Origin of the sequence: Sorangium sp. So ce363, from assembly GCF_051520435.1 — a bacterium.
GTDB classification, from domain to species: Bacteria; Myxococcota_A; Polyangia; order Polyangiales; family Polyangiaceae; genus Sorangium; species Sorangium cellulosum_B.
Genome location: NZ_CP150333.1, coordinates 10,780,967 through 10,804,845 on the forward strand (window position 1 = coordinate 10,780,967; position 23,879 = coordinate 10,804,845).

A 23,879-nucleotide genomic window follows, 5' to 3' on the forward strand; every position below is an offset into this window, starting at 1 on the left:
GCTCGTCCTCGACAACCCGCACCAACATCGGTTGAGCGCGCCAGCCGGCCACACAACCGTCCTGGCAATCGTCCTCGGCGACTCAACACCGCGTCGACCCACGAGCTCTCCACGGGACGACGCGGGAGCCCTACGGACGGCGCGGGGCGTCGGGCCCAGGCCATGCCCGCATCGCGGCCTCCACGGCCGCGCGGAGGCTCTCCCGTGACGCGCCGTCCCGCGCCTGGACCGACATCCCCAGCAAGACGGTCACGTAGAACGTGGCCAGCGCGGCGGCGTCCGTGTCAGACGCGAGCTCGCCGTCCTCGGTGCTCCGCTGGATCCGCGCCTGGAGCGAGGCATGCCAGGCCTCGCGGCACCCTCGCATCAGGTCCTGTACGGGCCGCGCGCCGGGGGAGCACTGGGTCCCGGCCAGCGCGATCATGCAGCCGGACGGCCGATCGGGCCGGGTGAACTCGTCGGCCGCCGTCTCGAGCAGCCGCCGCACCGCGCCGCGGGCCGTCGGCACCTCGGCAAAGATGCAGCCCATGCGCTCGCCCCCCCTGGCGAGATACCGATCCACCGCCGTCCGAAAGAGCTGCTCCTTGCCCCCGAAGGTCGCGTAGAGGCTCGACGGGCTGATGCCCATCGCCGCGCTCAGCTCGTCGAGCGACGTCGCCTCATAGCCCCGGTCCCAGAACAGGAGCATGGCCCGCTCCAGCGCCACCTCCTGATCGAAGGCGCGCGGCCTCCCTCGCCCTCGCTGGACCCGCCCCGCCGAATTTTTCATAACGATCGTTCCATAAATCGCTTGACGGACAGCAACAGCCTACGTAGCTTCTTTATAAGGAACGATCGTTCCAAAAAAAAGGAGGACGTCTCGATGGGTACGTTGAAGGGCAAGGTTGCGCTGGTCACCGGGGGTTCGCGGGGTATCGGGGCGGCGATCGCGAGGCGGCTGGCGCACGAGGGCGCCACCGTGGCCATCACCTATGCCGCGTCGCCCGCGAGGGCAGCCGAGGTGGTGCACGGCATCGAGGCGGCAGGCGGCAGGGCGATCGCCGTCCGGGCGGACAGCGCCGACGCAGAGGCGGTGCGGAGCGCCGTTGCCCAGACGGTGAAGACCTTCGGCCGGCTCGACGTGCTGGTGAACAACGCCGGCGTCGCCGCCATCGCCCCCCTCGATCAGTCCTCGCTGGAGGAGTTCGATCGTCTCATGGCGGTGAACGTCAGGGGCCTCTTCGCCGCCACGCACGAGGCCGTCCGCCACATGGGCGAGGGCGGGCGCATCATCAACATCGGGAGCATCAGCAGCGACGGAGCGCTCATCCCCGGGATGGCCGTCTATGCCGCGACCAAGGGAGCGGTCGCCGGCCTGACCCGCGGCTGGGCCCGGGATCTCGGTCCGCGCGGCATCACGGTCAACAACGTCCAGCCGGGCCCGGTGGACACCGACATGAACCCGGCCGACGGCCCGCTCGCCTCCGGGTTCAAAGGCCAGATCGCCGTGCAGCGCTACGGACAAGGCGACGAGGTCGCCGGCATGGTGGCCTACCTGGCCGGCCCCGAGGGCGCCTTCGTCACGGGCGCCAACCTCAAGATCGACGGCGGCTTCACCGCCTGATCTTCCCGAGCCGCGACCGGAGACCGCGTCAGCCGCCGTCCTCGCCCGGCTCGCCGCCGGTCCCCGGCGAGCGGCACTTCATCACCATGCGGATCTCGTTGCCCTTCTCGTTGTGCCGCACCTCGTCCATGAACGTGCGGATCAGCATCAGGCCGCGGCCGCTCGGCTTGTCCAGGTTGGCGAGGTCGGTCGGATCCGGCAGGTTGCGCGGGTCGAAGCCGGGCCCCTCGTCGCGCACCACGTACGTCGCCTCGGTGCGCGTCTCGCGCGCCACGACGATCACGCGCCGATCCCGGTACGGGCTCTCCGCCCGGCGGCGCTCGACGAGCGCGGAGAAGGCGCTCGGCTGCTCGTCGAGCAGCGTCGAGCTGACCTCGAGGTTGCCGTGCACGATGGCGTTCACGAGCGCCTCGCGCAGCGCCACCGCGACCTGGATCCGGCCCGTCTCGTCGCACAGCCGCATCCGTCCCAGGCTCTGCTCGACGTGGCCCACCAGCGCGGGGACCTTCGCCACGTCGTTGTCGAGCTCGAAATGGGACTCGGTCGCCGTCAGGCACGAGAGGAGCAGCTGCTCCCGCCGATCGAGCCGCGCCACCGCGAGGACGTTCTCGACCGTGTTCACGAGCTCCGCCGCGAGGTTCCGCTTCGCGACGTAGCTCGCGGCGCCGCGCCGCAGCGCCTGCACCGCGATCTCCTCGCTGCCGTGCGCCGTCATCAGGATCACCGGGAGGTACGGGTGCTCGCGGCGGATCGCCTCGACCAGCTCCAGGCCGTCCATCTCCGGCATCTGGAGATCGGTCAGCACGATCTCGGGCATCGACCTGGCGATCGTCTCGAGCGCCTCGACGCCGTTCTCGGCGTACACGGGCTCCATCCCGGCGCGCTTCTTGAGCAAGCTCCCGGAGAGGCGCCGATCCATCGGGGAGTCGTCCACCACGAGCACCCTCACCATCGCGTCACCTCGCTATCAGAGCGCCGCTCGCCCTGCACCGGCGGCGCCGGGTCCGCCGGCGCGCCCTCGCGCACGAACGCGGCGAGCTCGGGGAGCAGGCGCTCGATCTGCGCCCGCAGCGCGAACTGCGCCTCGGCCATGCCGCCGAGCTCGTTCGCGCGCGCCATCCTCTCCAGCGCGAAGGAGGCCTCGAACGCGCCCCGCGCGCCGAAGCTGTCGACCCCGCCCTTCAGGCTGTGCGCGGCCCGCTGGAGCTTGCGGGCGTCGCCGGCGGCCACCGCGTCGTCGATGTCGCCCATCCAGCGCGGGCACTCCTCCAGGAAGACCTCGGCGAGCTCGCGCAGGAGGTCGGCGTCGCCGCCCGTCCGCTCCAGCGCCTTGGTGCGATCGAACATCGGCCGGGCCGTGATCGAGGAGGGCGAGGGCTGCAGCCGCTCCTCCGATCGGGTGCTCGGCGGCCCGCTGTCGGACGTCGACGAGGGCGCCGACGCGTACGAGCTCGGCGCGCCGAGCGACATGCGCGCCGGGTCCTCGATCTCGAGGGCGGAGGGCCCGGCGGCCAGCCGGTCGATCATGTCGTAGAGCTCGTCGACCTGCACCGGCTTCGACAGGTAGCCGTCGAAGCCGGCCCGGAGGCAGCGCTCGCGGTCGCCCTTCATCGCGTACGCGGTCACGACGATGAGCGGCATGTGCCCGCCCTCGCGCCGCTCGCGGGCGCGGACGGCCCGCGCGACCTGGAGGCCGTCCATCTCGGGCATCTCCACGTCGAGCAGGGCCACGTCGTACTGCCCGCCCGCGATCTTCTCGACGGCGAGGCGGCCGTTCTCGACGATGTGCACGTGGTGGCCCTGCCGCTCCAGCCAGCGGCGCATCAGCTTCTGGTTGATCGCGTTGTCCTCGGCGACGAGCACGCGCAGGCCGCGCGCGCGCGTCCCGGGCGCGGCGCGGCGCGGGTCGGCCGACCGGAGCGAGGTCCGCGTCGGGACGCCGAAGGCGTGGAACACGGCCTCCTGGAGGTGGGACGTCTTCACGGGCTTCGTGACCATGGCGAAGACGCCGAGATCGCGGCAGCGCGCGACGTCCGCCTGCGCGGACGTCGAGCTGAGCAGCATGAGGACGCGCCCCTTCAAGATCTCGCGCTTCCGGCAATGCTCGACCACGGCGAAGCCGTCGACCTTCGGCATGCGGGCGTCGACGATGGCGAGGCCGAACGAGCTGCTCGGCCCGACCGCGTTGCCCCCCGGCTTGCCCCAGGGCAGCGCCCACACGCCCGAGTCCTCCGAGAGCGCCGCGATCGCCGCCGCCCCCGAGTCGACGGGGACCGCCTTCATCCCCCAGCCCTCGATGGTGTCCGCGAGGATGCGCCGCGCGGTCGCGTTGTCGTCGGCGATGAGGACCTTCGTGCCGAGGAGGTCCTTCGGGATCTCCAGGCGGCGCGACCGGGCGGCGCCCTCGAGCGCCCGGAGCTGGAGGGTGAAGTGGAACGTGCTGCCCTTGCCCACCTCGCTCTCGATCCAGATCTTGCCGCCCATCATCTCGACAAGGCGGGCGCAGATCGTGAGGCCGAGCCCCGTGCCTCCGTACTTGCGGGTGGTCGAGCCGTCCGCCTGGGCGAACGCGTCGAAGACGACCCGCTGCTTCTCCGGGGCGATCCCGATGCCCGTGTCGATCACGCTCACGCGGAGCACCACGGCGTCGCCGAGCGCCTCGCCCGCGTAGAGGCTCGGCGTGCCCTGGCTGTCCGCGCTGGCCTCCTCCTCGACGGTGAGGGGCGCGCGCGCGTCGACCTCGGCACGGACGACGACCTCGCCGGCGTCGGTGAACTTCACCGCGTTGCTCACGAGGTTGACGAGGACCTGGCGCAGGCGCAGCGGATCGCCGACCAGGGCCTCGGGCACGTCGGGGCCGACGTCGTAGGCGAGCTCGAGCCGCTTCTCGTGGGCGCGGAGCGCGAGCGTCTTCACGGCGTCGCCGATGATCTCGCTCGGGTCGAAGACGACGGGCTCGATCTCGAGCTTGCCGGCCTCGATCTTCGAGAAGTCGAGGACGTCGTTGATGATGGAGAGCAGCGCGTCGGCCGAGATCTTGACCATCTCGAGGTACTCGCGCTGCTCCTGGGTGAGCTCGGTCTGGAGCGCGAGCGACGTCATGCCGATGATGCCGTTCATCGGGGTGCGGATCTCGTGGCTCACGCTGGCGAGGAACTCGCTCTTCGCGCGGCTCGCCGCCTCGGCGGCCTCCTTGGCCTGCTGGAGCTCCTCCTCGACCGCCTGGCGCTGCATGAGCAGGGCGCGCAGGCTCGCGGAGTGCTCGCGCTCGTTCTCGAGCGAGGCCTCGCCCATGGCGTCCGCGCGGCGCTTGGCGATGCTCGCCATCACCGCCATGGCGGGGGTGGTGACGGCGTAGACGATGACCCGGAGGAGGTTGTCTTCCTCGTACGATAACAGGACGCCATCCTTCGAGAAGTAGAGCGCGAAGAAGACGCACGAGATGAGCGCCGTGACGATGCCGCCCCAGAGGCCGCCGCTGAACGCCGCGAAGACGATGATCATCGAGAGGATCGCGGGCGGGTTCGGGATGGTCCAGTCGAGCGCGGCCTCCAGCGTGGTGACCGCGCCGATGACGAGCAGCGCGAGCACGGGGCCGAGCAGCGGGAGCACGAACTTCTCCCACGAGGGCCGGCTGAGGCGCCGCTGCAGCGCGGAGGGGAGCGGCAGGAACGTGCCGCGGCCGTCGGCGTCGCCGCCGACCGACGGGCGGGGCTCGCCGCCCACCGACGGGCGGGGCTCGCCCCCAAGCGACGGGCGGGGCTCGCCGCCCACCGATGCGCGGGGGTCCGCGTGAGCGGTCCCCGGCGCGGCGGCGGGCGGGGGATCCTCGGCCTTGGGCATGGCCTCATGGAGATAGCGGGGTCGCGATCGGGCGTCCACGGCCGCGAGGGCCGGGTCCCATGGACGGGCGGCGCCGGGGCACAGCGGGCAAGTAGGAGGGACGCGCCTCGGCCCCGAGCAGCACGAGGCCGGGAAGCGCGGGTCGCGCCGCCGGCGGACGCGGCGCTGGCGGCCCGCGCCGCCGGCGCCCCGGCCGTCGCGCGCCGGGGCGCCCGCAGCCACGCTCACCGCGGCGCGCTCACCCCTTCACGCCGCCCGTCGTCAGCCCCGCGATCAGGTGGCGCTGCACCACATAGAACGCCGCCATGACCGGCAGCGACACGAGGAGCGCCCCCGCCGCGAACCGCTCCCACTGCGCGTCGTACTCGCCGATGTACCGCTGCAGCACCACCGGCAGCGTGAACATCTCCTCCTTGCCGAGCAGCGTCGCCGCGAGGATGAACTCGTTGTACGCCGTCATGATCGCGAACAGCGCCGTCACGGCGATCGCCGGCCGCGCCGCCGGGAGCACGACCCGGAGGAAAGCCTGGAAGCGCGTCGCCCCGTCGACCATCGCCGCCTCCTCCAGGTCGACCGGGATCGCCTCGAACGCCGCCCGGAGCTGGAAGATCGAGAACGGCACCGCCGTCGACGCGTAGCAGAGCACGAGCCCGGTCCGCGAGTTGAGCAGGCCGAGCGCGTCGAGCAGGAGGTACAGCGGGATCGCGCTCGCCACCGTGGGGAACATCTGCGTCGCGAGCAGCGCGCGCAGGCCGCGGTCCTTGCCGAGGAACCGGAAGCGCGCGAGCGCGTACGCCGCCGGGACCGCGACGGAGACGCCGGCGGCCGCCGTCGCGAGCGCGACGACGATCGAGTTGGCGAGCTGGCGGGGGAAGAGCCAGATCGGCTCGCCGCCGACCTTCTTCGACGTCGTGACCACCGCCACGATGTGCTCGAGCGTCGGCTGGTTCGGGATGGGCAGCACCTCCGGCACCGGCGGGCGCGCCCCGGAGAAGGCGATCGAGGCGACCCAGAGCACCGGGTACAGCGCGAACGCGACCGCCGCGACCAGCGCGGCGTGCACCGCGATCGACTCGACCGGAGAGGGCCTCCGCGTCACGCGACCTCCGTCGCCGCCGCCGGCACGGGCGCCGATCCAGCCTCGGCCCCGCCCTGCGGAATGGCGGAGACGGGCGTCCGCCGCCGCCGGAAGCGAAAGGCCCGCGTCGCGAGCGTCAAGAGCAGGAAGATGAGCACCGAGTACGCCGCCGCGTAGCCGTACTGGGCCTCGCGGGTGAACGCCCACCGGTACGCCTCGGAGACGAGGATGTCCGTGGTGCCGTCCGGGTCGCCGCCGGACACGAGGAACACGACGTTGAACATGTTGAACGTCCAGATCGCGCCCAGCGTCACCGCGGGCGCGAGCACCGGCTTGATCAGAGGCAGCGTAATTTTCCGCAGACGCTGCCACCGCGTGGCGCCGTCGACCTCGGCGGCCTCGAGCACGTCCTCCGGCACGGCGGTGAGCGCGCCCAGCGTGACCACCATCATGAACGGGAACCCGAGCCAGACGTTGGTCGCCACGTTGGCCGTGAACGCCGTCGTGAAGCTCGAGAACCAGGAGATGGGCTCGATGCTCGTCCCGAGCGCGGAGTTCACCGCCTCGATGAGGCCGGTGACGGCCCCGAACTGCCGGTGGAACATGCCCTTCCAGGACAGCGCGGTCACGTAGCTCGGCACGGCCCAGGGCACGATGAGGAGCACCCGGTAGAGCGCCCGGAGGCGCAGGGTCGGGCGGTGCAGGAGCAGCGCCAGCGAGACGCCGAGGAGGACGTGGAGGCAGAGGTTCACCGCGGTCCAGAGCACGGTCACCGCGAGCACGAGGTAGAACGAGCCGCTCGCGAAGAGCGGCCCGCCGCGGGCCGTGAGGATGCTGATGAAGTTGGCGAGGCCGACGTACCGGAGGTCCTCGCCCCTGCCGGCGAAGAGCGACGTCGCCGCGCCGATGACGAGCGGGATCACCACCAGCACGCCGATCGCGACGACCGCGTGCGCGACGTACTTGTAGGCAGGAATCGATCGCCCGATCGAGCGTCCGAGCGACCGCCGGAACGAGCGCCAGTGCGCGGTGCCGGGCGCCGCGCCCCTCGCGGCGCGGACCCACCGGAGAGCGAGCGCCAGCGCGAGCGCGCCGAGCGCGACGAGGAGCGGCGCCGGCGAGGCGGGGGGCGGGAGCGGCCGGCGGACGTCGTCGAAGCGGCGCTTGGCCTCGGAGAGCGCGACGTCGGGGGGCGCGTCGCCCCGGAGCACCTTGCGGATCGCGCGCGTGGACGGCTCCCAGGTCGAGCGCATCGCCGGCGAGGTCGGCATCGGGATGGCCGCCTTGGCCTGCTCGGTGAACGCCGCGATGAAGGCGTCGCCGGCCGGGACCGCCACGTCGCTCCGCACCGGCGGCGTGCGCGCGAGCTCGAGCCGCGTGGCCGCGGCCGCGGCGCCCGCGAGGTGGCGCGCGAGCGCCCGCGCCCCGGCGCGCCGCGCGCCCTGGGGCGAGAGCATCACCGCCTCGACGGTCAGGAACGGCCGCATCGGGAGGCCGGTCTCGCGCACCTTCGGGAGCGGGACGACGCGGGCGCGCCGCCGCGCCTCTTCGCCGAGGCCGCCCGCGAACCACGGCCCGCTGATCACGAACGCGGCGCGGCCCGCGTTGAACAGGTCGGTCACCAGCGCGCCGTTCGCGTCCTCCGGGACGACCCGCCGCTCGATCAGCGAACGGACGAGCTCGAGCGAGCGCTCGGGCCCCGGGCCGACGAAGCCGAACTGGTCGTCCTCGCCCAGCATCGCGCCGCCGAACGCCGCGAGGATCGGCATGTGCGCGTAGGCGTTCGACGCCTCGTACGCGAGCGGGTACACGCCCTCGGGGAGCGAGCCGGCCAGCGCCGCGATGTCCTCGAGCGCCGCCGGGGCCTCCTTCACGAGCGCGGTGTTCATGTAGAGCGCCACGCACTTCTGGCTGATCGGCAGGCCGAGGATCTCGCCCCGCTGCCGGACCGCGGCGAGCGCCGGCCCCTGGAACACGGCCTCGCCGCCCGGCTCGAGCGCGTCGCCCACGGGCGCGACGAGGTCGCGCGCGCGGAAGTCGCCGAGCCGCTCGTGGGCGTCGATGAACAGGTCGGGCCCCTCCCCCATCGGGATCGCGGCCTGGAGCTTCGAGGCGTAGGCGTCGAACGGGACGGCGAGGATCTCGACCTCCTCGCCCTCGAAGGCGGCGACGATGGCGTCGAGCGCCCTGGCCTCGTCGTCGCGGTAGGCGTGCCACAGCCGGATCGGCGCCGCGGCCGCGAGCGCGGGCAAGAGGAGGATCAGCGCGGGCGCAGCGAACGCAGCGAGCGTGAGCGCGAGACGGCAGCGACGGCTCGGCACGGTCGCCTCACGCTTCTCGCAGGCTCAGCCCGGAGTCCGCGTCGAACAGGTGCACCTGGCGGAGCGCGACGTGCACGGTGTCCCCCTTCGCGACGCGCGCCGCCGGGTCGAGGCGCGCCACGAACGGCGCCCCCGCGACGGTGCCGTGCGCGTACGACTCGGCCCCGAGGGCCTCGACGATCGCCACCTCGAACGGGGCGCCGCCGTCGCCCGGGGCGAGGTCCACCTCGTGCGGGCGCACGCCGACCGTCACCTGCCGCCCGGACGAGAGCGCGCCCGGGAAGTCGGCCGCGTCGATGTGGATGGCGAGGTCGCCCTGGGCCGCGACCCACCGGCCGCCCCGGCTCTCCAGGCGCGCCTCGACGAAGTTCATGGCCGGGCTGCCGAGGAAGCTCGCCACGAATTGGGTGCGAGGCCGGGCGAAGACCTCGAGGGGCGGCCCCGACTGCTCGACGACGCCCTTGTTGAGCACGAAGATCTCGTCGGCGAGCGTCATGGCCTCGACCTGATCGTGGGTGACGTAGACGCTGGTCGCGCCGAGCCGATCGTGCAGCTTGCGGATGTCGACCCGCACCTGCGCGCGCAGGGCGGCGTCGAGGTTCGAGAGCGGCTCGTCGAACAGGAAGAGCTGCGCCCGCCGCACGATGGCCCTGCCCATGGCCACGCGCTGCCGCTGGCCGCCGGAGAGCGCCCGGGGGTGCCGGTCGAGGAGCGGGCCGAGCCCGAGCATCTCCGACGCCTCCTTCACGCGCGCCTCGATCTCGGCCGGCGGCGTCTTCCGGAGCTTCAGGCCGAAGGCGAGGTTCTCGCGCACCGTGAGGTGCGGGTAGAGGGCGTACGACTGGAACACCATCGCGATGTCGCGATCGCGCGGCTCGAGCCGCGTGACGTCGCGGTCGCCGAGCGCGATCGTGCCGTCGTCTGCCTCCTCGAGCCCGGCGAGCAGCCTGAGCAGCGTCGACTTGCCACAGCCGCTCGGTCCCACGAGGACGGCGAACGAGCCGTCGGGCACGTCGACCGAGACGCCGCGCAGCACGTGGGTCTGGCCGAATCGCTTGTTGAGTCCGCGCACTTTGACAGACGCCATGTTGGAGACTCTCTTGGAAGGGAGGAGTGCCAGGCAGGATCAGAGACCATGGATGATCTGGTCTTCCGGGATGAGCAGCGCCCCGCTCACCGGAGGCAGCTTGACGGTGACAGCGCCGTTCGCGCCCGCCCTATATGTCTTTTTTTCGGGCGAGAGCACGTCGACGAGCACGGTCCCCCGCGTCAGCCCCGTGGTCATCGCCGCCCCGTCGAAGCTCGTGGCGCTCTGCTTCCGGGGGTGCGTGTTGAGCACCACGAGCGCATAGTCGCCGTCCGGCTCCCCCCGCTCGAACGCGAAGATCCCCGCGTCCTCGTCCCCTTCGCCCGTCCGCTCCGTCGACCAGCGCACCCGCTGCTCGCCGACGGTGAGCGCCGGGTAGCCCCTGCGCAGCGCCGTGAGCCGCTGGACCCACCGGAAGAGCGGGTGCTCCGTGTCATAGCCGCTCTCCCGGAGATCTTCGCGGTTCGCCGGATCGTCGCCGCCGCTGAAGCCCTGCTCCGTGCCGTAGTACAGGCAAGGGATGCCTTCCTCCGTGAAGAGGAACAGGAGCGCATTCTTGAGCGCCGCCTCGGGATCGGCCTTGAAGGGCGAGGCGCCCGGGCCGACATGGAGGAAGCGCGGGACGTCGTGGTTGTCGATGAAGTTGACCAGCGCCTTCAGCGGCGGAACGCCAATGCCGTTCGCGTTCGGCTCAGCGCCGTAGTTGAGCGCCCGCGCGTCCCAGAGCGCCTCGATCCGCCGCGTGGCCCGAGCGTCCCGGAAGACGTCGCGGAAGACCCGATAATGCTGGGGGAAATAAAGCACGGAGTCGACGGAGTCCCCCGTGATCGGCGCGGCGCCCGGACAGCCCCCCTCCGCCTCGTCGCCGTTCTCGCGCTCGAGATCGCCGCCGAGCGCTTCGTCGTGCGGGTGGGCCGGGACCTCGTGCTTCGTGAAGCTGCCGACGAGGTCGTCCTTGCCGTCGAAGGCCTCGCCGAACATGAAGAAATCGGCCTTGCCCATCGTCGCCAGCTGCAGCCGGACGTTCTGCGTGAAATAGCGCCAGAACTCGTGCTCGACGTGCTTCAGCGTGTCGATGCGGAACCCGTCGACGTCGGTGAGCTCGACCCAGCGCACGAACACGTCGACCATCGCCCGCTTCACGTCGCAGCGGGAGGTGTCGATGTCCTTGAGGCCGCCCGGGAGATCGCCGTGCACGAGCTGGTCGACATCCTCGAAATCGAGGATGCGCCCCTTGCGGTTGTAGACCTCGGGGTTTTGGAAGAGCACGGGCTGCGGCGGGAGGTGGTTGGTCGCGGGGTCGTGACGGAAGACGATCGGCGCCGGCCTCGACTTGCCGAGCGACGTCCGCGCCTGGACGCCGCGGGGGTCGAACTCCGGATCGTACTCGTTCACTGCCTCGACCTGGAGGCGCCCGTCCTCGCCGCTGCCCTGGATGTCCTCGTCGGGCTGCCCATTCTCGTTGATATCATAATAGAACAGCTGGCCGACGTGGTTCGTCACGATATCGAGGATGACCTTCATACCGCGGCCGTGGGCCGACGCGACGAGCTGGCGCAGCGACGCGAGGTCGCCGAAATGGGGATTCAGCTCGGTGAAATCCTGCGTCCAGTAACCGTGGTATCCGTCGACGCCGGCGTCGGTGTCGACGTTCTTGACGATCGGCGAGATCCAGAGCGCGGTGACGCCGAGCGCCTCGAGGTAGGGCAGACCCTCCTCGAGCCCCTTCCAGTCGCCGCCGTGCCACCTGCTTGGCGCCGAGGACACCCGATGGTTGTTCCCCGCGTCGCCGTCGGCGAAGCGGTCTATCAGCACCTGATAGATGATCTCCTCCCGCCAGTCGCTCGCGTGGGCCCCGAGCGAGGCCGACCGCGCGGGCTCCTCGTCGAGCTCGGCGCACGCCGCCGCGAGGAGCGCGAGCGAGGCGGCCCCGGCCGCCCGCGCGAGGGCGGCCGCGCGCGCCGTTCGCCAGAGGGAGAGTCTCGATCGCCGCCGGTCCATCGCGATCACCTTAGCTCGGCGTGTCGAGCCATCACGCATCCACGCGAGCCGACACACGCGCCGGACGAGAGCCCATCTCGACGGATGAGCCCGATGGGCAGCGGCGCGACCGCGTCCGGGCCAGGCCGCCCGCGCGCTCCGGCAGGAGCTTCTGGAGTGTCAGGCAAAGCCGTAGTGTCCGCAGGAGCCTTCCGAGCCGCGGAGCGCAATGCGCAGACGAGCAGCGGCACGGCGGCCGGCGCGGCCACGACGCGATTCTGCCCCGCCCTCAACGCCCCTCGCACGGCGCGAACGCTACACCGGCAGCGGTGGCCCGGTCCACGATTTCTGGACGTAAAAAGCGGGTTTTCGCGGCGCGACACGATCGACGCACACGCAATCGCGCCGCGCGCGACACAGGCGCGCAGGCGCACAGCCGAGGCCGGGGCGCGCGTCGCCGGCGAATCCCGATCGTGTGAGCGCCAGCCCATCCGGTCGAGGCGACATTCGCGTGACATTCACCGCGTCGCCGCGAACCTTGTTGTTTTCACCACGGACGCCAGCGACACGGGCTGTCGTTCCGTTGACGGTCCTGGCGTCGCATGGCACCGTCAGATTCGTGACCTTCTCGGCGCCTCCCGACCTCGATCAGGCGAAGGCCAGTGCCGGAGATCACAGGCGCCGGTTCCAGGCGGGCGGGACCGTGGGCGACGGCGTGATCTATATCGAGCGCCCCGCCGACAGAGAGCTCTTCGAGGCGCTCCTGCGCGGAGAGCTCTGCTATGTGCTGTCGACCCGGCACATCGGGAAATCCAGCCTGCGACTCCAGGTCTCGACGCGGCTCCGCGCCGAGCAGGTGGAGTGCGCGAGCGTCGATCTCGGGGCGCTCGGCACCGACACCACCTCGCCGGTGAGCTGGTACCTCGGGATCGCGTCGGAGTTCGCCGAGCAGCTCGGGCTGGAGCCGCCGGACGAGTTCTGGGATGCCCACTGGCACCTCGGGCCGGTGCACTGCTGGTTACGCTGGCTCGAGGACGTCGTGCTCGTGGAGATCTCCTCCGCGATCGTCCTGTTCATCGACGAGGTCGACGCCACGCTGGCCCTCCCGTTCTCGCGGGACGATTTCTTCGCCGTCCTCCGGGCCGTCGTGAACCGGCGCGCGGAGCGCCCCGCCAACGCCCGGCTGACGTTCTGCCTGCTCGGGGCGGCGGCGCCCTCGGAGCTCGTCGCGGATCCGGCGCGCGCGCCGTTCAACATCGGCCGCCCGATCCGGCTCGGCGACTTCACCCGCGCCGAGGCGCGCGGCTTCCGCGCGGGCCTGGAGGGGCTCGTGGCAGACCCCGACGCGCTGCTCGACGCGGTCTTCGCGTGGACCTCGGGGCACCCCTACATGACGCAGCGGCTCTGCGCCGATCTCGCCGGAGAGCGGCGCGATCTCGACGTCGACGAGGCCGTGGCGCGGCGGTTCCTGGACCAGGGCCGGACCGAGGACCCGAACCTGCGCCACGCGGAGCGGTGCCTGGAGGCGCAGTGGCCCCGCTGCGGGCGGACGCCGGCGCTCCTCCGGCTGTACAAGCAGCTGCTCGACGGCCACCGGGTGGGCGTCGACGCCGGGGACCCGGTCCAGCGGACGCTGCTGCTCTCGGGGCTCTCCGTGGAGCGGACGGAGGCCTCGGGCGCGCCGTACCTCGACGTGCGCAATCGCGTCGTCCGCCAGGTCTTCGACCGGGCGTGGGTGCTGTCGCGGGAGGCGGACCGAGCCACCAGGGAGCCGCTCGCGCGCTGGCTGTCGCACGGGCGGAGGGACGACTACGTCGTGGGCGGCGTGGCGCTCGCGGAGCTCACGTCGTGGTGCGATGGGCGGGGGGACCTCTCGGCGGAGGAGAGGGCGTTCCTCTCCGCCTGCGCGCGGGCGGAGGGCCAGAAGCGGTCGACGCGGCGGCTCATCACCGTGCTCGCGGTCGCCGTCACGCTGCTCGGCGGCCTGACCCTCGTGCTCCTCTGGCAGATGGGGAAGGAGGAGCGGGCGCTCCTCCGCGCGCAGCAGGAGTCGCGCGAGAACGGCGCCCGGCGGCTCGCGGCCCAGTCGGCGAAGGAGCGCGCCGAGGGCCTGCTGCCCCGCGCGCGCCTGCTCGCCGTGGAGGCGGCCCTCGCCGCCAGGGCGAGCGGCCGCCCCGCGGGCCCCGCCGTGGTGCAGGCGCTCGGCGACGCGGTCTGGGGCCCCGCCGTCGACCAGGAGGTGCTCGTCGGGAACGGCGGCGCGGTCCACCACGCGGCCTTCAGCCCCGACGGCCGCCTCGTCGCCACCGCCTCGGCCGACGGGGCCGCGAGGATCTTCCGCCTCGGCGGGCGCGACGAGCCGCTCGTGCTGCGCGCCCCCACCTCCGCCGGCGTCGTCGCCGTCGCCTTCAACCACGACGGGAGCCTCCTGGCGACCGCGTCGACCGACGGCGCGGTGCGCCTGTGGCGCCCCGACGGCCACGAGGTTCGCGCGCTCGGGACGAGGGACGCCGCGCCGACCAGCGTGGCGTTCAGCCCGGATGGCAGCCGCGTCGTCGCGGGGACGACGGGCGGCGCGATCTACGTGTGGCGCCCCGGCATGGAGGACGAGTCGCCGCTCGTCGTGCCCCTGGGCGAGCGGCTCATCCGGCGCGCGGTGTTCAGCCACGACGGGGCCCGGATCCTCGCCACGGCCATCAGCGGGACGGTCTACGTCGTCCGCGCCGACGGGCAGGGCGCCCCCGCGGCGCTGAAGGGGCACGGGCCGGGCGTCGAGAGCGCGGACACGAGCCCGGTGGACGACCGCATCGTCCTCGCGACGGGCGACGGGACGGCGCGCATCCTCGGCGCGGACCGGCGTGAGCCCGTCGTCCTCCGCGGGCACGAGGGCGCGGTGCGCAGCGCCGCCTTCAGCGCCGACGGCGGCGCGGTGGTCACGGCCTCCGCGGACGGGACCGCGCGCGTCTTCCGCGCGGACGGCAAGGGCGCGCCGATGGTCCTCGAGGGCCACGAGGGGGTCGTGAACAGCGCCGCCTTCAGCCGCGACGGCGCGAGCGTCGTCACCGCGTCGGAGGACGGGACCGCGCGGGTGTGGCGGCTCGGCGGGCCGGGCGAGCCGCTGCTCCTGCGCGGCCATGAGGGGCCGCTGACCGGCATCGCCGTCAGCCACGACGGCAGCAGGATCGCCACCGCCGGGACCGACAAGACCGCGCGCGTCTTCCGGGCCGACGGCTCGGGTGAGCCCGTCGTCCTCCGCGGGCACGCGGAGCACCTGCTCAGCGTCGACCTCAGCCCCGATGGGAGCCGCCTCGTCACCGGCTCGGCCGACAAGACGGCGCGGATCTGGCGCGCCGATGGGCGGGGCCAGCCGATCGTGCTCGGGGTCCACGACGACCGGGTGGTGGGCGTCGCCTTCAGCCCGGAGGGCACCCGGATCGTCACCACCTCGTGGAACGGCATCCTGCGCGTGTTCGAGGACGGCGTCCCGGGCGAGCCCGTCGTGCTGCGCGACGAGCGCGCGGGGCTGCTCCGGGCGGCGTTCAGCCCGGATGGCCAGCACATCGTGGCGACGTCGGGGCCCAACGTGAAGGTCTGGCCCGCGGACGGCCGCGGCGTCCCGCGCGTCCTCCCGTCGGGGTACGAGGACCGGGCGATCGCCGCCATCGCGGTGAGCCCGAACGGGAGCCACGTCGCGATCGCCGCGCTCGACGGCGGCGTGCGGCTGCTCCGCGTCGACGGCCAGGGCCAGCCCCTCCTCCTGAGCGGCCTCGGCGCGGCGGTCCGGACCGTCGCGTTCAGCAGCGACAGCGCACGCCTCGTCGCGGTGTCGAGCGACGGCATCGCGCGGGTGCTCCCCGTCGACGGGCAGGGCGAGGCGATCACCCTCCGCGCCGAGGGCGTCACGCTGACGGACGCCGTGTTCAGCCCCGACGCCACCCGCGTCGTGACCGCCGCGAACGACGGCGCGGCGCGCGTCTTCTCGATCGCGGCCGAGTCCCTGATGGCGCGCGCGTGCGCCTACGCCGGGCGCAACTTCACGCGCGAGGAATGGGCGCAGCTCATGCCCGGCATCGACTACCGCGCCACGTGCCCCGAGTGGCCAGGCGCCCCCGAGCAGGACGCCGGCGCAGCGCCGCGGCTGGACGTACGCTGAAGCGGGGAATCGTCGGTGAGTGTCCGGGCGTGTCGGCGCGCTCCGCGGCGGGCCGTGATCTTCTCTATCGGTTGCACGCGAAAGCTGAACTCACGCGAAGCCACGTGAACCCACGTGAACCACGCGCTGCGCGCTGCGAGGCGCCTGGCAGCAGCCCCACAGGATGCCTCTCCCACCTTTATTCCGTGGGGGCGGACCTTCTTGTCATGGTTCGCGCTTCAGCGGGAACCATGTATGCTCGGCCAGGCTTGCTCGCCCTCTGCCGCGCACTGCGCGGCCCCTGATCGCTGCCCGGTCTATGGCCCCGCTCGACCCGCACGCCGAGGAGCCGAACCTCGTGGACACCGCCGCTTCGCGGATCGGGACAGCCCTGAACGCCAAGTGGCGGCTCGACGATCTGCTCGGCGTCGGCGGCATGGGCGCGGTGTTCGCGGCGACCCACCGCAGGGGGACGCGGGCGGCGGTCAAGGTCCTCCACATCGAGTTCGCGCGCAACGCCGAGCTGCGGGACCGCTTCCTGCGCGAGGGCAAGATCGCGAACCGGGTCGATCACCCGGCGCGCGTCGCCGTGGTCGAGGACGACCTCAGCGACCGCGGCGAGCCGTTCCTCGTCATGGAGCTGCTCTCCGGCACCACGCTCCAGCGGCTCGCGAGCAGCGCCGGCGGCACCCTCCCCCTCGCCCAGGTGCTGCCCGTCTTCGACGTCGTGCTCGATCTGCTCGAGAAGTGCCACTCGATCGGCATCGTCCACCGCGACATCAAGCCGGCCAACATCTTCGTCACGAGCGCCGGCCACGTGAAGGTCCTCGACTTCGGCATCGCCCGGATGCGCGACCCCGAGCGGCAGGCCACGCGCGCGGGGCTCACGTTCGGCACGCCGGCCTTCATGTCGCCCGAGCAGGCGATGGGCGTGTCCGGCATCGACGGCCGGTCCGACCTCTGGTCGGTCGGCGCGAGCCTGTTCACCCTCCTGTCGGGCAAGCGGCTCAACCGCGGCCGGAGCGAGTCCGAGTCGTATTTCCTCGCCGCGACGCAGACAGCGCCGTCGATCGCGACCGAGGTCCCCGACCTGCCGGTCGAGATCGTGGCGTTCGTCGACAAGGCGCTCGCCTTCGAGCGCGGGGGCCGCTTCCAGAGCGCCGCCGCGATGCGCGGCGAGCTCCGCCGGCTGACGGCCGCGCACGCCGCCGGCCAGCTGACGCCCTCGCGCGAGAAGAAGGCGCCGCGCGTGCTCGTCCGCGGCAACGACACCATCGACGAGGACCAGGATCCGCCGTCGATCGTCGAGCAGACCTGCCAGCGGCTCGTCGGCGTCTGGAGGCAGCTCGCGCTCGTGCTCAGCAACATCCGCCAGTACGGGTGGAACCACCCCCACGTGAACAAGGGCATCCACTTCGCGTTCGACGAGATCACGCGGACGCTCTCGCAGAACCCCCTCGGCGTCCGCTGGGAGGTCACCCCGAGCGCGTTCACCTCGGGCGGCCAGCCGATCTGGCAGCCCGACAGGCCCCCGTTCGATCGCATCCCCTACCAGCTCTTCGCCGACGGCGTCCGGAAGATCCAGATCAAGGCCGGCATCACCGAGGCCGAGCTCCGCGATTTCGCCGCCATCCTGCTCCGCGACCAGAGCTTCGGCATGGGCGAGGACGACGACGCCGTGACCGCGCTCTGGGACCGGCGCTTCGAGCACATCGCGTACATGGCGATCGACCAGTTCGCCGAGGGCGACACGGACCTGGAGGATTTCGAGGAGCAGTGCCGGGAGGTCGCGGTGGGGGCGCGCGCCCTCGCGCAGATCGAGAGCCTGTGGGACGAGAGCTCGCTCGCGGGCAGGGCGCTGCAGCGGAACGTCGAGGCCGCGCTCGCGGAGACGGGCGCGGCCGCCTCGGCGCTCGCCATCGACCCGCTGACCCGGAGCACCCTCGGCGCCCAGATCGCGCTGCCGTCGGAGCAGTGGAACGAGCGCTACATGGACGCGTTCGTCGACGGCTACGTGGACGCCGTCCGGCACGGCGACGAGGACCGCATGACGGGGGCGCTCACCGCGTGGACCGCCGACCAGATCGTCCTGCACAGCTACGAGCTCGCGTTCGAGGTGCAGACGATGCTCCGGCGCGCGTTCTTCGCGCGGCTCGACGGCATGCAGCGCGGCGCGGCAGGTGCGGCAGGTGCGGCAAGTCGATCGAGCGCCGCGCTGCCGCAGCTCTCGCCGCGCGCCGTCGACCGGGCGCTCGCGCAGGCGATGTTCCCGGTCGAGGCGCTCCGGGCGATCCTCAGCGATCTCGCGACGGCTCACCCGGAGGAGCCGGCGGCCACCGGCGCGGCGGCCACGGGAGCGTCGGCCACCGGCGCGGTGGGCCACGGCGTGGCGGCCGCAGGCGCTGCCCTCGGCGGCGCGGCGGCCGCAGGCGTGGCGGCGCAGGCCGGCGTGGGCCGGAGCGCGGCGCAGGCCGGCGCAAGCCGGAGCGCGACACAGGTCGACGCAGGCCGGAGCACGGCGAAGGCCGATCCAGGGCGCAGCGCGGCGCAGGCCGGCGCAAGCCGGAACACGTTGCAGGCCGGCGCAAGCCGGAGCGCGGCGCAAGCCGGCGCGAGCCGGAGCGTGGCGCCGCTCGACCCGGCGATCGTCGAGGGGCTGGCCCACGCGCTCGACGTGCTCGAGGACGGCTCGCTCTTCAGCGCCGCATGCCAGTGCCACGGCGCGGTGCAGTCCGAGCGCCTGCGCGAGGTCCTGTTCGCCTACATGCGGCGGTGGGCGCCGGGCCGGGAGGCCGAGCTCGGGGACCTGCTCTCTCGCGCCCCGGCCCCCCTCGCCCTGACGCTCCTCCAGCTGCTCGCGCAGCTCAAGACGCCCGGCGCCCTCGCCGCGCTGGAGGCCGGCTTCGCGAGCCCGCACGTCGAGGTGCGCATCAACGCGCTCGCCGAGCTCCCCGACGCCGCCGCGGGCGAGGGCGGCTCCGCGAGCTCCGCCGCCGAGCGCGTCCGGGAGGAGCTCCAGAAGCTCCTCGACGACCCCGCGCCGCCGGTGCGCTGCGAGGCCCTGCGCCTCATCGGCAAGCTCGGCGTGCTCGCCGCGGGCCCGACGCTCGTGCGGCGGATCGTCGCGCCGTCGTTCCACGACCTCTCGGGGGCAGAGCGGCGGCAGTGGCTCGAGACCGTCGCGCACCTGAACCCCGCGCGCGCCGAGAAGCTCGCGATCGAGCTGCTCGAGAAGCGCCAGCTCATCCCGTCCGAGGCGATCGAGCAGACCCGCGAGCTGGCCGCGCACTTCCTCTGCCAGGCGCGGAGCTACGAGGCGCTCCGCGCGGTCAAGGAGGCGACCAAGCCGCGCTGGTGGAACACCCCGCCGGTGCGCGACGCCGCCGCGCGCGCCGCGGTCGCGATCGCCGCGCGCCTCGTCGCGCCGACCCGCCCGAGCGAGCGCCCGCCGGCGCAGGCGCACCCGGACGCGAGCGCGCCGCCCTCGCGCGCAAAGCGCTCGTACTCGCCCGTCTCGGTCCGGCGCGTGAGCCCGGGCGGGCCGCTCAGCCTGCCCGACCAGCTCGAGCCGTGGAGCACCCCGCGCCCCGGATCCATGACCCCGAACGGCGGCGACGGCGGCCGATCCGCCTACAGGCCGCCGCTCGTATCGCCGGTGCCCGCCTCGACGAGCGCCGCCTCGGCGCCTCCCACCTCCGTGCCGTTCAGCCGGCGTGGGCCGCCGCCTTCCTCCACGTCGTCGTCCACCCCGACGGCCGCGCCGCCGCCGATGCCGCCGTCGATGCCGCGCCCGGCCGCGCCGCCGAGGTCCCCCGCCCCGCCCTCGAGCGCCAGCGCCGCGCCGTACAGCGTGCGGCAGGGCCCCGCCTCGTTGCCCTTCGGCGCGCCGTCCCGCACGGCCATCGAGCCTGCGCCCGGCAGCGCGGTGCCCTCGACGAAGCCGGCGCCGTCTCCGTCGCCCCGCGGCGGGAGGAAGCCGTGAGCGAGGAGAAAGCCAACCTCCACGAGAGCACCGGCGACACGGCGATCTCGGGCGTGAAGGCCGACGGGCGGCGCCGCGCGGCGCTCGGCCTGGTGCAGATGATCTACCGGCTCGCGAAGGCGTGCCTCCTGCACAGCGACTCGAACCAGGCGGTGCTGTCGCTCGTTCCGTCCGCGATCGACAGCATCGTCCAGTTCTGCGAGCTGTCGGGGAGCGAGGCCGCGACGATCGTGTTCGCGGGCAACACCCTCTTCATCAACGGCCAGATGCTCCGCGCCTCGCGCGAGACGTACGAGGTCGCCCTGGAGCTCGGCAGCTTCTTCGAGGCCTGCGACGTCTCCGAGCTCGTGCTCGAGAAGGCGGTCCGTCGCGCCGAGCTCGCCGCCTTCGCCCGCCTCCTCGCCGACGCCCAGCGCGACCGCAGCATCGCCGCGCGGCTCCTCCAGTCGAGCCTGCGGGGCGTCCGGGTCCGCAAGCTCACGAACCCGTTCCCTGGCGGGGCCATCGACGGCGACGGCACCCGCATCGGCCGGATCAGCCGCACCTACGCGGCGGCGATCCTCGTGATGCGATCGTTCTACGCGGCCCTGCGCTCGTCCCCGGCGATCTTGCCGCAGCGGGTGAAGCGCGTCGCGCAGAAGCTCGTCGCCGCGGCCGAGGAGGACGCGCGCCTCCTGCTCTCGGTCGCCGCGGGCAAGATCGCCGACCCGGACGAGGGGGGCATCAGCGTGTCCACGGCGATCGTCGCGCTGGGCATCGCCCGGCAGCTCACGACCGACAGGAGGATGCTCGGGAGCCTCGTCACCGCAGCGCTGCTCTACGACGTGAGCCGGCTGCGGCTCACGGGGGTGCTCGCCGACTCGGCCGACGGCGAGGAGCCAGTCGCGCGCTCTCTCCTCGAGCGCGGCCTGAGCGACGACGAGAAGGAGCGGCTGCCCGCGAGCGCGGCCGTCATGTTGACGGCGCTCGGCAAGCTGCACGCGCCCTCGATCACGCGCACGGTGATCGCCTACGAGGCGCTCGCGCTCCGGCAAGGCGGCCGGCAGGGCCCGCTCTACGGCGGCCGGCGCAGCCCCACGGTGCTCGCGCGGATCCTGGCGGCCGCCCGCCAGTTCACGGAGCTCCGGACGGCGCCGTTCCCGACGATCGAGACCGCGTCGGGCGGCGCCTCGTCGCTCGACGCCGTGCTCCAGCGCATGATCTCGGGCGCCGAGAGCGCGACCGACCGGGCGATCGGCAAGCTGCTCGTCGGCGCGCTCGGCATCATCCCGACGGGGACGTTCGTGCAGCTGAGCACCGGCGAGCTCGGGGTCGTCCTCTCGACGCCGCTGTCGCCCGCGCACTTCGCGCAGCCGCCGGTGCGCGTCCTGTTCGACGAGCAGGGCCACCTCCTCGGCGCGCCGTTCGACGTCGACCTCTCGCAGCGGGCGCCGGGCGCGGAGCCGTGCTTCATCGTCCGGCCCGTCGAGGTCGAGCCTCACCACGAGCGGGCGATCCGCGCCGCGTTCGGCTTCCGTTCCGGGAGGGGCGCCGCGGGGGTGGAGTCGCGCGTGACGGCCGCCGCGCCGGTGCTCTTCGGCGACGAGGTCCCGCCGACGGAGCCGGGCGACACGCTCGCGCCGCGCGCGGTCCGCTCGGAGGAAGGCGCGCGCTCCGCCCAGGCGCGCAAGGAGGCCGCGTGGCTCGGCAGGCCGCTCGCGGGCTCCGCGCAGGCCGGGCCGTCGCCGACCAGCGTGCAACCCCGGCAGCCCGCGCCGGCGGATCGCCCGGCGCCGGCCGAGCGGGGTCGCGACGAGAACCTCATCTCGACGCAGCCGCCTCCCTCGACGGCGGCGGCGCGCGCGGCGATGGCCGTCCCTCCTCCGCCGCGGTTGCCGCGGGACTCGCGGCCCTTCGGGCAGGTCGCGTCGACGAGGTACTCCGTGCCGGCGCCCGAGCCGACGCGCCCGTCGCGGCAGTTCGAGCGCCGGGACGACGCGCCGGCGCGGGACCCGGGCGTGGGCCAGCTGCCGACGATCGGCCCTCCGGCGGGGTTCCCGGCGTCGCGGAGGTCGGGTGATCTCCGGCTCGGCGCGTCGGCGCGCCGGTCGGATTCCCGAGTTGATCCGGAGGATTGGGACTGGGACGACGAGCTCCCGACCATCGACCCGCCGCCGCCGGGGCCGCCGCCGACCTCGCGGAGCCCTTCCTTCGCGTCCGAGCCTCCGCCCGCCAGCGCGCTCGATCACGCGCCCACGTACACCCCGCCCCGTCCTTCCAGCCACGCGTCGGACCGCGCCCCTGCCCCTCGCCATCCATCGCCCCGTCCTTCGAGCCACGCGTCGGACCGCGCCCCGGGCTATCCGCCGCCCCGTCCTTCGAGCCACACGTCGGACCGTGCCCCTGCCCCTCGCTATCCATCGCCCCGTCCTTCGAGCCACACGTCGGACCGTGCCCCTGCCCCTCGCTATCCATCGCCCCGTCCTTCCAGCCACGCGTCGGACCGTGCCCCTGGCTACGCGCCGCCCCGTCCTTCCAGCCACGCGTCGGACCGTGCTCCTGGCTATCCGCCGCCCCGTCCTTCCAGCCACGCGTCGGACCGCGCCCCTGGCCACGCGCCGCCCCGCATCCCCAGCCCGACGCCGGCCCGTGCCTCCAGCCACGCGCCGCCCCGCATTCCCAGCCCGGCGCCGGCCCGTGCCTCCAGCCATGCGCCGGGCGGTGCCCCAAGCTACGCCCCGGAGCCTGTCCCGACGGAGCGGAACGCGCCGCGCGCGTTCTCCAGCGCCGGGTCCGGCGCGAGCCTGGACGACGCGGACCTGACGTGGACCGACGAGCTGCCGACGCTCGATCCTCCCCCGCCGCCGAGCACGGAAGAGCTCGAGCGCGATCGGCTGCTCGCGGCGTACCTGGCCGAGCGCACGCCCTTCCCGCAGGCTGGTCTTCATGAATGGAGCTCGGCGCCCAGCGAGGCGCCGGGGCGCGCCGAGGCGGACGTCGACGGCAGGTGGCGCGGCGACGCGCTGTCCCAGCGGCCGGCGCCCGACTCGCGGGCGATGGCGCCGATCACCATGGCGCCGACGAGCTCCAGCTCCTTCGGCGCCACGAGGCGCCCGCGCGCGCCCATCCCGCGGGAGGAGCCCGAGGACGACGGGGGTGATCCTCCGGCGCCGGAGGGACGGGACCGCTGATGGCCTGGCCCGCTGCGGCGAGCCGTGGGCTCGCTGCGCTGCTGCTCGCCGCGCCGGCGTGCGCCGACGACGGCGGGGATCCCCCGCCGGTCGAGCACGCCTGCAAGCTCGGGTACCTGGGCGAGGAGGGCGCCGACATCCGCATGGAGGTCATCGCGCTCGACTCGAGCGACGCGGCGCGCCCGGTGAGCGACGGCGACGGGATCGACATCATCATGCCGCCGCAGGGCGGGCGGGTGCTCTTCCTGGGCGTCCGCGCGACGAACCTGAGCGCCTGCGGCGTCCAGCTGTCCGGCTCGCTCCGCGATCCCGTGTCCGGGCGTGTGATGTCCGAGTCGAGGACGGTCAACCTCAGGCCGACCGGCGACGGCTGGGGAGCGAGCGTCGACGCCGACATCTCGACCTTCGCGAACGTGGGAGTCTGCCCGAACAACTGGTCGGGCAGCGACATCTTCGATCACGACTACGAGATCGAGGTGCAGGTGAAGGACAGGGAGGGCCGGACGGCGAGGCAGGTGCGGCAGGTCCGGCCGGCGTGCAACGAGCCCGAGTTCGAGGTCGAGTGCCGCTGCATCTGCAAGCACGGGTACGTCCTCGGCGAGGCGTGCGAGTAGGCCGAAGCGCTCCGAATTCGGCGGCGGCGTGGGTGATCCGAAGCGATGTCGCTCGCGCCGGCGCGGCCA

The 23,879-nt window shown here is 73.5% G+C and carries 12 protein-coding genes; 5 read left to right on the top strand and 7 right to left on the bottom strand.

Features of this window, described 5'->3' with window-relative positions:
* Positions 1-130 precede the first annotated feature (130 nt).
* A complete protein-coding gene (locus WMF12_RS40600; protein WP_437853898.1) occupies positions 131-769 on the bottom strand; it encodes a TetR/AcrR family transcriptional regulator in 639 nt (212 codons plus the stop codon).
* 93 nt (positions 770-862) lie between these two features.
* Here WMF12_RS40600 and WMF12_RS40605 point away from each other — a divergent pair, with 93 nt between their 5' ends.
* Positions 863-1,603, top strand: coding sequence for a 3-oxoacyl-ACP reductase family protein (locus tag WMF12_RS40605; protein ID WP_437853900.1), 741 nt, complete (start codon positions 863-865; stop codon positions 1,601-1,603).
* A 28-nt stretch (positions 1,604-1,631) separates the two neighbouring features.
* On the opposite strand, the gene WMF12_RS40610 is transcribed toward WMF12_RS40605, so the two are convergent.
* From WMF12_RS40610 to WMF12_RS40635, 6 genes are all read right to left on the bottom strand, one after another.
* The gene (locus tag WMF12_RS40610) at positions 1,632-2,555 is read right to left on the bottom strand and encodes a response regulator (RefSeq protein WP_437742109.1); all 924 of its coding nucleotides are present in this window, start codon (positions 2,553-2,555) and stop codon (positions 1,632-1,634) included.
* The gene (locus WMF12_RS40615; RefSeq protein WP_437853902.1) at positions 2,549-5,446 is read right to left on the bottom strand and encodes a response regulator; all 2,898 of its coding nucleotides are present in this window, start codon (positions 5,444-5,446) and stop codon (positions 2,549-2,551) included. Before WMF12_RS40615 ends, WMF12_RS40610 begins: the two co-directional genes overlap by 7 nt.
* 238 nt (positions 5,447-5,684) lie before the next feature.
* Positions 5,685-6,545, bottom strand: coding sequence for a sugar ABC transporter permease (locus tag WMF12_RS40620; protein ID WP_437712264.1), 861 nt, complete (start codon positions 6,543-6,545; stop codon positions 5,685-5,687).
* Positions 6,542-8,845: an extracellular solute-binding protein gene (locus tag WMF12_RS40625; RefSeq protein WP_437853904.1), complete on the bottom strand. Its 2,304-nt coding sequence runs from the start codon at positions 8,843-8,845 to the stop codon at positions 6,542-6,544. The genes WMF12_RS40620 and WMF12_RS40625 overlap by 4 nt, the downstream gene beginning before the upstream one ends.
* A gap of 7 nt (positions 8,846-8,852) precedes the next feature.
* Entirely contained in the window at positions 8,853-9,932 is a 1,080-nt protein-coding gene (locus tag WMF12_RS40630) for an ABC transporter ATP-binding protein (protein WP_437853907.1), read from the bottom strand.
* Between the two features lie 39 nt (positions 9,933-9,971).
* Positions 9,972-11,933 (bottom strand): alpha-amylase family glycosyl hydrolase, encoded by a 1,962-nt coding sequence (locus WMF12_RS40635; RefSeq protein WP_437853909.1) that lies wholly within the window; start codon positions 11,931-11,933, stop codon positions 9,972-9,974.
* 598 nt (positions 11,934-12,531) lie between these two features.
* Between WMF12_RS40635 and WMF12_RS40640 the strand changes: the two genes are divergently transcribed.
* The 4 genes from WMF12_RS40640 (at position 12,532) to WMF12_RS40655 (ending at position 23,810) form a co-directional block, all read left to right on the top strand.
* Positions 12,532-16,065 (top strand): AAA-like domain-containing protein, encoded by a 3,534-nt coding sequence (locus WMF12_RS40640; protein ID WP_437853911.1) that lies wholly within the window; start codon positions 12,532-12,534, stop codon positions 16,063-16,065.
* Between the two features lie 298 nt (positions 16,066-16,363).
* On the top strand, positions 16,364-20,026 hold the full coding sequence (locus tag WMF12_RS40645) for a protein kinase domain-containing protein (protein WP_437853913.1): 3,663 nt from the start codon (positions 16,364-16,366) through the stop codon (positions 20,024-20,026).
* Entirely contained in the window at positions 20,023-23,196 is a 3,174-nt protein-coding gene (locus tag WMF12_RS40650) for a hypothetical protein (protein ID WP_437853915.1), read from the top strand. Before WMF12_RS40645 ends, WMF12_RS40650 begins: the two co-directional genes overlap by 4 nt.
* Positions 23,196-23,810 (top strand): hypothetical protein, encoded by a 615-nt coding sequence (locus WMF12_RS40655; protein ID WP_437853916.1) that lies wholly within the window; start codon positions 23,196-23,198, stop codon positions 23,808-23,810. Before WMF12_RS40650 ends, WMF12_RS40655 begins: the two co-directional genes overlap by 1 nt.
* Positions 23,811-23,879: the final 69 nt, after the last annotated feature.

Excerpts from the sequence above, each read along its gene's own strand:
- WMF12_RS40600 (WP_437853898.1), bottom strand. The coding sequence starts at position 769 with ATGAAAAATTCGGCGGGGCGGGTCCAGCGAGGGCGAGGGAGGCCGCGC.
- WMF12_RS40605 (WP_437853900.1), top strand. The coding sequence starts at position 863 with ATGGGTACGTTGAAGGGCAAGGTTGCGCTGGTCACCGGGGGTTCGCGG.
- WMF12_RS40610 (WP_437742109.1), bottom strand. The coding sequence starts at position 2,555 with ATGGTGAGGGTGCTCGTGGTGGACGACTCCCCGATGGATCGGCGCCTC.
- WMF12_RS40615 (WP_437853902.1), bottom strand. The coding sequence starts at position 5,446 with ATGCCCAAGGCCGAGGATCCCCCGCCCGCCGCCGCGCCGGGGACCGCT.
- WMF12_RS40630 (WP_437853907.1), bottom strand. The coding sequence starts at position 9,932 with ATGGCGTCTGTCAAAGTGCGCGGACTCAACAAGCGATTCGGCCAGACC.
- WMF12_RS40635 (WP_437853909.1), bottom strand. The coding sequence starts at position 11,933 with ATGGACCGGCGGCGATCGAGACTCTCCCTCTGGCGAACGGCGCGCGCG.
- WMF12_RS40645 (WP_437853913.1), top strand. The coding sequence starts at position 16,364 with ATGGCCCCGCTCGACCCGCACGCCGAGGAGCCGAACCTCGTGGACACC.
- WMF12_RS40655 (WP_437853916.1), top strand. The coding sequence starts at position 23,196 with ATGGCCTGGCCCGCTGCGGCGAGCCGTGGGCTCGCTGCGCTGCTGCTC.